This is a genomic window from Paraburkholderia sp. Cy-641, from assembly GCF_011752945.1.
Taxonomy (GTDB): domain Bacteria; phylum Pseudomonadota; class Gammaproteobacteria; order Burkholderiales; family Burkholderiaceae; genus Paraburkholderia.
Genome location: NZ_VWWM01000007.1, coordinates 161,344 through 170,202 on the forward strand (window position 1 = coordinate 161,344; position 8,859 = coordinate 170,202).

Annotated in this window: 9 protein-coding genes and 1 pseudogene; 4 read left to right on the forward strand and 6 right to left on the reverse strand. The window is 65.4% G+C overall.

Annotation, left to right across the window (positions count from 1 at the left end):
- Positions 1-2: 2 nt before the first annotated feature.
- The 4 genes from hpnD to F3J20_RS06255 form a co-directional block, all read right to left on the reverse strand.
- Positions 3-854, reverse strand: a complete 852-nt coding sequence (hpnD, locus tag F3J20_RS06240) for a presqualene diphosphate synthase HpnD (protein ID WP_167038897.1) — start codon at positions 852-854, stop codon at positions 3-5.
- 244 nt (positions 855-1,098) lie between these two features.
- The gene (locus F3J20_RS06245; protein WP_167038899.1) at positions 1,099-2,046 is read right to left on the reverse strand and encodes a diguanylate cyclase; all 948 of its coding nucleotides are present in this window, start codon (positions 2,044-2,046) and stop codon (positions 1,099-1,101) included.
- A complete protein-coding gene (locus tag F3J20_RS06250) occupies positions 2,043-2,666 on the reverse strand; it encodes a chemotaxis protein CheC (protein WP_167282520.1) in 624 nt (207 codons plus the stop codon). The genes F3J20_RS06245 and F3J20_RS06250 overlap by 4 nt, the downstream gene beginning before the upstream one ends.
- A complete protein-coding gene (locus tag F3J20_RS06255) occupies positions 2,659-3,024 on the reverse strand; it encodes a response regulator (RefSeq protein WP_167038903.1) in 366 nt (121 codons plus the stop codon). The genes F3J20_RS06250 and F3J20_RS06255 overlap by 8 nt, the downstream gene beginning before the upstream one ends.
- Positions 3,025-3,057: 33 nt before the next feature.
- On the opposite strand from F3J20_RS06255, the gene F3J20_RS06260 reads away from it, so the two are divergent.
- From F3J20_RS06260 to F3J20_RS06270, 3 genes are all read left to right on the forward strand, one after another.
- Positions 3,058-3,303 (forward strand): hypothetical protein, encoded by a 246-nt coding sequence (locus tag F3J20_RS06260; protein WP_167282522.1) that lies wholly within the window; start codon positions 3,058-3,060, stop codon positions 3,301-3,303.
- 275 nt (positions 3,304-3,578) lie between these two features.
- Positions 3,579-5,873, forward strand: coding sequence for a hybrid sensor histidine kinase/response regulator (locus F3J20_RS06265; protein WP_167038905.1), 2,295 nt, complete (start codon positions 3,579-3,581; stop codon positions 5,871-5,873).
- A 321-nt stretch (positions 5,874-6,194) separates the two neighbouring features.
- Entirely contained in the window at positions 6,195-7,307 is a 1,113-nt protein-coding gene (locus tag F3J20_RS06270) for a hypothetical protein (RefSeq protein ID WP_167282524.1), read from the forward strand.
- 113 nt (positions 7,308-7,420) lie between these two features.
- Here the strand turns inward: F3J20_RS06270 and F3J20_RS06275 are convergent, their stop codons facing one another.
- A complete protein-coding gene (locus F3J20_RS06275) occupies positions 7,421-7,972 on the reverse strand; it encodes an NADPH-dependent FMN reductase (RefSeq protein ID WP_167038909.1) in 552 nt (183 codons plus the stop codon).
- A gap of 325 nt (positions 7,973-8,297) precedes the next feature.
- Positions 8,298-8,429 carry a hypothetical protein gene (locus F3J20_RS32375; RefSeq protein WP_275691442.1) on the reverse strand — a complete coding sequence of 44 codons (132 nt, stop codon included), beginning with the start codon at positions 8,427-8,429 and terminating at the stop codon, positions 8,298-8,300.
- A gap of 348 nt (positions 8,430-8,777) precedes the next feature.
- Between F3J20_RS32375 and F3J20_RS32015 the strand changes: the two are divergent.
- Positions 8,778-8,859, forward strand: a pseudogene (locus tag F3J20_RS32015) (IS5/IS1182 family transposase); the annotation flags it as partial.

An 8,859-nucleotide genomic window follows, 5' to 3' on the forward strand; every position in this document is an offset into this window, starting at 1 on the left:
GCTCAGAAAAGCGCGTACCGCGCGACGATCAACAGCAGACGCAGCTTCGGCTTGCGGACCTTCGTGCGCGGAATGTCGAAGCCGCGCTCCAGCGTGCGCTCGAACAGCACCCGATAGACGCCCGACATGATGCGCGGCGCGCGCACGTGGGCGCGCGGCTCGCGATCCATGATCGCGTCGGACGCCGCGAAGTGCTGCCTCGCGCGCTCGGCAAGCGTCGCGCAGACGCGCGGCAGGAGCGGATCGTCGGCGATCTGCGTGGGGTTCGTGATCGCGATGCCCTCGCGCGCGAGCAGCTCGCGCGGCAGATAGCAGCGGTTGATGCCGGCGTCTTCGTCGATATCGCGCAGGATGTTCGTCAGCTGCAGCGCGCGGCCGAGGTGGTGCGCGAGCAGCCGGCCGGGCTCTTCCCGCATCCCGAATATCCTCACCGACAGACGGCCCGCCGCGCTCGCGACACGGTCGCAATAGAGGTCGAGCGTGGCGTCGTCGGGGGCGCAGATGTCGGCGGCGGCGTCCATCGCCATGCCGTCGATCATCGCGTGAAAATCTTCGCGTTGCAGATGAAACGTGTGAATGTGCCGCGTGAGCGCGCGCAACGAGGCGCGCGGCTGGCCGGCATAGCACGCGTCGATGTCGGCGCGCCATTGATCGAGCGCGGCCGAGCGCTCGGCGCGCGGTATGTCGTCGCTGTCGGCGATGTCGTCGACGGCGCGGCAGAAAGCATAGACCTGATACATCGCATCGCGCTGCGCAGCCGGCAGGATGCGCATGGCGAGATAAAACGAGCTGCCGGACGTGGCGGCAGCGGCATCGATTTCGTTGTCGTCCACGACGAGATTGGAAACAGCCAAGACGATCTCCGCTGGAGGCGCCTGCTGAAAGGCGTTCAAAGAAGGTTTTATGCCGACCCGCAGGACAGTGGGCCCGCGCGCGCGGACACGCGCGAAACATCCGGCTGGGAGGCCGGAAACGGCGAAAAGTATAACAACCTTTGCCGGTGGCCGCAGTTTCGCTGCCCCATTTAGGGACAGACAGGAAGGCCGCCGGGCGAGGCGCTCCGGCCAGCGGCCAGCGGCCAGCGCGCCCGCCGCCCGGTCAGCCCGGTGGCCGGAAAGCGACCGAGCGGTTGCGCCCCTGCCGCTTCGCGCTGTAGAGCGCCGCGTCGGCCTCGTTGATCAGCACGTCGTAGCTCGGCACGCCTTCGCGCGCCGCCGCGCCGCCGAGGCTCGCCGTCACCGGCACGCTCGTGCCGAGCAGTTCGACCGGCGTTTCGGCGATCACGCTGCGAATCTTGTCCGCGACGCGCATCGCATCTTCGAGCGGCGTGCACGGCAGCAGCAGCGCGAACTCCTCGCCGCCGAAGCGCCCGAACGTGTCCTGCGCGCGCACGACGCCCGCGACGCGCTGCGTCATCACGCGCAATACCGTGTCGCCGACGCTGTGGCCGAACTGGTCGTTGATTTTTTTGAAGTGGTCGAGATCGAACAGCAGCATCGACATGTCGCCGCCATAGCGCTGCCAGCGCGCGAATTCGTCCTGCAGACGCGTCTCGAAGAAACGGCGGTTGGCGATGCCGGTCAGTCCGTCGCGGTTCGCATATTCGCGCAGCTTCTCGACCGCTTCCTCGCGTTCGCGCTGCACGATGCTCACGTGCGTGACGTCGGAGATCGTCACGCAGACGGCCACCACCTCGCGCTCGCGCATCAGCGGCATGAACGTGCAGTCCTGCTGCATGAAGTCGACGCCGCCGGTGATCGGCCGGTCGTGATCGAATCTGAACAGATACGGGCGCTGCTCCCACGAACTGAACGCGAAGGTGCCGAGCTGGAACACGCTCTCGATCTTGCGCGCGAGCCACACGCGCGGCAGCTCCGGAAAATGCGCGAAGATCGGGCGGCCGACCACCTGTTGCGCCGACAGCCCGCTGTGGTCCTGCATGAAGCGATTCCACATCAGCACGTTCATCTCGCGGTCGAGCACGAAAATGCCAAAGCCGACCCGCTCGACCACGAGGTCGCTCAACGATTCCACCGGTTCATTCATAGGCTGGACAGCAGCGCGTCGAGCGCGTCGTTCATGGGGAGAATCGATTCCTCGGCCATCAGCATCACGAGATGCGCGCGGAAGTCCCGATCCTCGAGCGTGAAATTGACTTCGAGAAGCAGCGCGACGCGCCATTGCAGCACGCCGGGCTGGAACACCTCGTCGAGCGTGAGCGCCTCGCCGAGCAGGCCCGGCGCGGAGAACACCGGCGTGCGGCCAAGCTGGTCGAGTATCGACGATACGCACGCGCCGCTCAGCAGATTCGCCACGTCGAACATCAGCTCCCGCTGGCTGATCGACTCGTAGCTCGAGCGCGCGTAGGGATCGCCGACGAGCGCGCACAGCTGCGCGATGCTGTCGCTGCGGCAGATCACGAGCGCCTCGCCCTTGATGTCCGAGCGAAAGCCCTGGCGCACCGCGCTGACCGTATCGTCGATGCCGGTCATCTCGCGCAGCGCGCGCGCCGCCTCGCTCACGGCCACCATCCGCACGCGCGGCACCGAGAGTTCGATGAACGAATCGAGCAGCCGCGCGAGCCGCATCGCGGCCCGGCCCATCGCGAGATTGGCGATCTCCTGCAGCGCGTCGCGCTGGTCCTCGGTGAAGTCCGTCTCAGACATACAGCCCGTACTCCTTGAGGACCGGCAGGAGCGCCTCGGACGTCACGGGCTTGGCGATGAACGCGAGCGCGCCGAGTTCGCGCACGCGTGCCCGGGCGAGCGGCTGCACGTCGGCGGAAACGACGATCACGAAGCAGTTCAGGTCCTCGTGCTGCAACGTTTCGAGCACCTGGTAGCCGGTCATGTCCGGCATCGTCAGATCGAGGAACATCACTGGCGCCTTGCCCGCGCGATACAGCGCCAGCGCCTCGCGCCCGTTCGCCGCGTAGGACACCTCGACGTCCCAGTCCGGCGGCAGCGCTTTCGTCAGCACACGGCGGGCAAGCAGCGAATCGTCGGCGATCACAATGGGCAGCATGGCAACGTCGGCTCGGACGGGTTGAAAAGCGGAATGGCTCGTTCGTATCTGCAACGGATGGCGGCCTGGGCTTCGGCGCGCAATCGACCGATGCGCGACAAAGCACACTGGCGCCTGTCGAAATACGGCTTGCCTGGCGAGAAGGGAGCGTGTGCGGCGGGACGCGTTCAGCGGACCCTGACGATCCGCGGCACGGACGTGGCAACGGCTTTTTTGTCGTGGCAAGGATTGTCGAAGCAAACTCGCGCAAAGGCAACTCACCAGGACGAGGTTCATTAATGAGATTTTTCTATGCGAAGCAGATTTTAAAAATGATTAACTAGTTCCAGTGCCCATTCTTTTATCTTTATACTTTTGTGTACGTTTGCGCTTGCCGATTCGTCGCTGTTTGTTTTAAGACTACTTTTAAAGAACAGCGGGAACGGCAAACCCTGGCTCCCGGCGCTTTGCGGCAACTTTTGCCGCTCGGGGTCTATGCTTCCTCTGAAAGCGGCGACAAACTACCGGGCCGCTACGGGGCTGCCCGCTTCAAATGACTTTTGGCATCAACGAAAATGACACCTGACCGGGTCGACTCACCACGTGCGAGCCGCCTTCCCCGCCGTTCTGTCCGCGAACAGGACGACGCCTCGTTCCCCGCCGTGCCGGAACAGAATTTCCATGTGCGGCGCATCACGCTGATCGCGCTGCTGGTCGCGGCCGTCGTGCTGCCGTTCGTCTACGTCGCGGCGATGGCGTTCACCGATCTGCGCTCGCGCGAGGCCGACGCGACCGACATGACGCGACGTACCGTGCGCGTCGCCGAAGAACACGCGCTGAAGGTGTTCGACATGAACGAGACGCTCAACTCGCGCATCGTCGATCTGACCGCGGGCCTCGACGACGACGGCATTCGCGGGCGCGAACACACGATTCACGACAAGCTGCGCACGATGGGCGGCGGCTATCCGCAGGTCGCCGCGGTGTCGATCTTCGGGCTCGGGGGCGACCTGCTCGCGAGCAGCCGCTTCTATCCATCACCGGTGCTGTCGATCGGCGAGCGCGACGACTTCGTCGGCATCCGCGACGGCAACGAACTCCAGCACGTCTCGAAGGTGATGAGCGGACGCGTGGCGAGCGAAGAGGTGTTCAACATGGGCGTCGAGCGCAAGATGCCCGACGGCTCGTTCGCGGGGGTCGTGTCGATCGCGCTGCGGCCGAGCTATTTCGACGCGTTCTATCGCGAACTGCTCGGCGGCAGCGGCGATACGCCGATGATCATGAGTCTCGTGCGCACCGACGGCGCGGTTCTCGCGCACTATCCGCCCGGCCCGCGCGAGGCGACGGCGATCTCGCCCGACACGCCGTTCACGAAAGCGGTCGCGCAAGGCCAGCGCACGGGCGTCGTGCGGATGCATTCGCCCCTCGCCGGCGGCAACCTGATCGTCGCATTCCGGCGCGTCGGCTCGTATCCCGTGTACGTGCTGTGCGGCTACCGCACCTCGGCGATCTGGACCGCCTGGTACACGCACCTGAGCGTGCTGATCCTGTCGATGTTCACGCCGTCGATCGCGCTGTGGTGCGTGATCTGGCTGTCGCTGCGGCGTCTGAGCGCCGAAGAGGAAGCGTGGCAGCGCTGGCAGGCCGAGGCGTCGATGCGCCGCTCGATCGAATCGGCATACCGCCAGTCGCGCAAGATGGAAGCGCTCGGCACGCTGGTCGGCAGCGTCGCGCACGACTTCAACAACCTGCTGATGATCCTCTCCGCCAACGTGCAGATCGTGCGGCGGCGCGGCGTCGGCGGGGTCGAGCGCGAACTCTCGGCGATGGAGCGCGCGTTGAAGAGCGGCCAGTCGCTCACGCGGCAGTTGCTCGGCGTCGCGCGCAAGCAGCCGCTGCGCACCGAGACGCTGTCGCTCGAACGCTGGCTGCCGACCTGCCGCGAACTGCTGCGCGCGTCGCTCGGCGCGAAGGTGTCGCTCGTGATCGACAGCGGCGCCGATACGTGGCCGGTGCGCGTCGACGTCGCGGAACTCGAGCTCGCGCTCATCAACGTCGCCGTGAACGCGCGCGACGCAATGGCCAACGGCGGGCGCTTCGCGGTGCGCGCGAGCAACGTGGTGTTCCGTCACGAGGACGGTTTCCCGCTCACCGGCGAATTCGTGCAGATCTCGCTCGAGGACACCGGCACCGGCATGGCGCCCGAGGTGCTCGCGCGCGCCTTCGAGCCGCTCTTCACGACCAAGCCGAAGGGCATGGGCACGGGCCTCGGGCTGCCGCAGGTGTTTGCGTTCTGCGAGAGTTCGGGCGGGCTTGCCGCGATCGACAGCGCGATCGGCGCGGGCACCTCGGTGCGCCTGTATCTGCCGCGCGCGTCGGCCGAGCCGCAAAGCGTCAGCCCGGACGAAGCGGGTCCGCAGGAGATCGAAGCGCCGCAGGGGCTGCGCGTGCTGCTCGTCGAGGACAACCAGGAAGTGGCCGCCGGCACCGAAGCGCTACTGCAGATGATGGGCCACAAGGTCACCGGCGTATTCAACGCCGACCTCGCGCTGCGCCTGCTCGACGACGCCCGCGCGAAGCGCGCGGACACCGGCGAGCCGCTGCCGTTCGATCTCGTGCTGTCGGACATTCACATGCCCGGCAAGCTGAACGGCATCGATCTGGCAGAAGCGGTGCTCGCCTTCGATACGCAACTGCCGGTCATTCTCGTCACCGGCTACGCGGAAGAACTCGACCGCGCGCGGCATGTGAACGTGCGCGTGCTGTCCAAGCCGTTCGACATCGGTCTGCTCGAGAAGCTGCTCGAAACGATCCAGCGCAATCTCGCGCAGACGGATAACGATCCGGTGACGCATCCGGCCGATTCCTGAGGGGCGGGGCCTCCTGACCTCATGGCCTCGCAGCTTCTCGGCCGTGTGCTCCGTGCGCCTGAATCCGGGGGTCATGCAGGCATCACCCGCACGTCACTCAGGCGTCACTCAGGCGTCATTTACCAGGACTTGTAAAAGCGCGGCGGCGACACGCCGCGCTTTTTTGCATGGACGCCCCACGCGGCGTGGCCTCACGGCAGATCACAGCGGATACGCGAGCGCGCGGCCACGCTCCGGCACGATCGTTGCGGCGTCCACGGGGGCAAGGCGGATAGCGCGTGCGGCGCTGCCCGTTCCGCCTGAACATGTCGGGAGATAGCCATGCAACACACCGTGATGGGTTTATTCGACACCCGCGTGCAAGCCGAAAGCGCCCGCGACACGCTCGTGCAGACCGGTTTTGCACGCGAGGCGATCGATCTGCGGACGAACCCCGAGCCGTCCGCCGGCCCGGCGAGCGACGATGTCACCAATGCGGGGATGTTTGCGAATATCGAGCGCTTTCTGTCGAGCCTGTTCGCGACCGGTTCGCGCGCGCTGGACACCACGCGCTACGCGGAAGCGCTGCGGCGCGGCGCAGTGCTCGTGTGCGTCAATGCCGCGAGCGAATCGCATGCGGAGCTTGCGCGCAATACGCTCGTGCGGCTCGGTGCGACCGAGGTCGACGACCGCCTGCCCGATTGGGACGCGCAGACAGCAGGTGCGCAGGCCGCGGCACGGCGCGAATATTCGGTGCTCGACGAACTGGGCATCGGCGCGGTGATGCCGGGCACGCCGCACACGTCCAGCGCAACGACGGCGGCGGCCGGGGCGGCTACGTCACTGCGGGCGGCGGGGGCGCCGGGTGCGGCTGGCGCGGCGCCCGCCACCGCGGCAAGTGAAAACACCGGTGTAGCCGGAACGACGAGCGCGACTGTGCCGATGGGTGCCACGCCACGCGATCCGCGCCACACCACGCCGCCGGACAGCCTCCGAGCCGAACCGTTCGCGCCGTCGCCGCTCGACGAGCATCCGAAGTCCGATCCGCTGAACGCGCGAGCCAGCGACGTGGACCGCAGCGCGATTGCCGCCGGCTTGGTGCCGGGCTCGGGCGCGGTCATGCAGCCGCCGGAAGTCATCCCCGAACGCGGGCAGCCGACTGCGGAGCCCGGTGCCCGGATGCCTAACGAGTATCTGGAGTACGAAGAAGATTTCCGCGCCCATTACGACGAACAGTACGCGTCCGACAACCCGCGTTACGAGGACTATGTGCCGGCTTATCGCTATGGCGCGGAGATCGGCAACGATGCGCGATTCCGCGATCGTCCGTGGGAAGAGATCGAGCCCGAAGCGCGGCGCTACTGGGAAACCACGTCGCCGGAGAGCACGTGGGAGCGCTTCAAGCTCGCGGTGCGTCATGGGTGGGAGCGGGTGACGGGACATCACCACGCCTAGACAGGCGAGCGGCGGATCAGGCTGTGGTCGCCGCCCGCGTGGGCCTCTCACACGCGGGCGCGGCCTTCGGGCATGCGACGCGCCGCCGGTTGTTGCGTTAGCGAAACGGCCCGTTACGCCGCGTGCCGCTTGACCCAGGCGACGTAGCGGTCGACGAAGGTTTGCAGGAACTTGCGCGTGCCGTCGTTCACGATCTCTCCTTTTTCGTTGATGACCGACAGATCGTGCTTGATGAAGACTTCGGGTTGGGCAAGCGTGGCGACGTCGAGGTAGGCGAGCACGTTGCGCAGATGCTGCTGCGCGAGCGCCGTGCCGGTTGCGCCAAGCGACGTGCCGATAATCGCGCCGGGCTTGTTGCCCCACGAGTTCGTGCCCCACGGGCGCGAACCCCAGTCGAGCGCGTTCTTCAGCACGCCCGGCATCGAGCGGTTGTATTCGGGCGTCACGAACAGCAGGCCGTTCGCGGCCTCGACCCGTTCCTTGAGCTTTTTACCGGCTTCGGGATAGTCGGCATCGTAGTCCTGGCAGTAGAGGGGCAAGGAGCCGATATCGATGAACTCGAAGGTGAAATCGGATGGAGCAAGGGAAATGACCGCTTGGGCCAACTGGCGATTGAACGAATCCCGCCGCAGACTGCCAACGACAACTGCAATGTGATAAGCCATGGTTCGCTTCCTCGGGTAAGGCGCTCGACGCGCAAAGAGTACGAGGTGTTCATCATAGGCAAAAGCCGCGCGAGTGGCGACGCGGGGCGACAAATTGGCGGAGCGGGACAGGCCGGAAGGCGGCTACGGAGATCGTGCCGGTGGATAACGATTTATCCCTGAAAGTTATCCACAAATTCACTGAATAACCTTGTGGATAACTGAGACTTTTGCCTTGTCAATCAAGCCCGCCCCCGGGCCGGGACGATTTGAGGCAAAGCGATGCAATGCATTTATCGAGGACCGGACCGGGTCGATGTCCTGTCCGGCCCTGCGCGTGCTTCGATCAGTTGCCGAAGAACACGTTGCAGTACGACGGGGGGCCGTTGCACGCGGCCGGAGCGGCAGCGTGAGCCACGCCGGAAGCAGCGGCAAACAGGGCGGCGGAAGCGATCAGGGCGGAAAGAATGCGTTTCATGGCAAAGGTCCTCGTCAGCGTGTGGTTTGCGATCTCGGGTGATCGTTGGCGTGAAGCATAGCGAGCCGCTCACTGCCCACAAACAGCGAAGATGGGAAGATATTTTCTTATAAAATGAAATAATCGGCATTGCCCCTCTGTGTCAATTCGGTGGCAGAACGGCGCATGCCTGTTTGCCGTGCTGCCGATTGACCACCGTTTCGCCCCACGACTTTAATTTCATTTTTCGAAATAATCTCTTGCCGTTGTCATAAGCTGCCGCGTCGCGCGACCAAGCTATCTGGCGATCGCAGACCGGAGATCTAGAGCGTGTTAGGCACTTTGTGCCAAACCTGGTAACCTGGCGCAATGCCAGAACGCAAACCGTACCCAACAGATGTATCGGACGAGGAGTGGAGCTTTGCCGCTCCGTACCTCGTCCTGATGAGCG

What these genes read in the sequence shown, in the direction of transcription:
- F3J20_RS06245 (WP_167038899.1), bottom strand. Translation starts at nt 2,046, where the DNA reads ATGAATGAACCGGTGGAATCGTTGAGCGACCTCGTGGTCGAGCGGGTC.
- F3J20_RS06250 (WP_167282520.1), bottom strand. Translation starts at nt 2,666, where the DNA reads ATGTCTGAGACGGACTTCACCGAGGACCAGCGCGACGCGCTGCAGGAG.
- F3J20_RS06255 (WP_167038903.1), bottom strand. Translation starts at nt 3,024, where the DNA reads ATGCTGCCCATTGTGATCGCCGACGATTCGCTGCTTGCCCGCCGTGTG.
- F3J20_RS06260 (WP_167282522.1), top strand. Translation starts at nt 3,058, where the DNA reads ATGGCTCGTTCGTATCTGCAACGGATGGCGGCCTGGGCTTCGGCGCGC.
- F3J20_RS06265 (WP_167038905.1), top strand. Translation starts at nt 3,579, where the DNA reads ATGACACCTGACCGGGTCGACTCACCACGTGCGAGCCGCCTTCCCCGC.
- F3J20_RS06270 (WP_167282524.1), top strand. Translation starts at nt 6,195, where the DNA reads ATGCAACACACCGTGATGGGTTTATTCGACACCCGCGTGCAAGCCGAA.
- F3J20_RS06275 (WP_167038909.1), bottom strand. Translation starts at nt 7,972, where the DNA reads ATGGCTTATCACATTGCAGTTGTCGTTGGCAGTCTGCGGCGGGATTCG.
- F3J20_RS32375 (WP_275691442.1), bottom strand. Translation starts at nt 8,429, where the DNA reads ATGAAACGCATTCTTTCCGCCCTGATCGCTTCCGCCGCCCTGTTTGCC.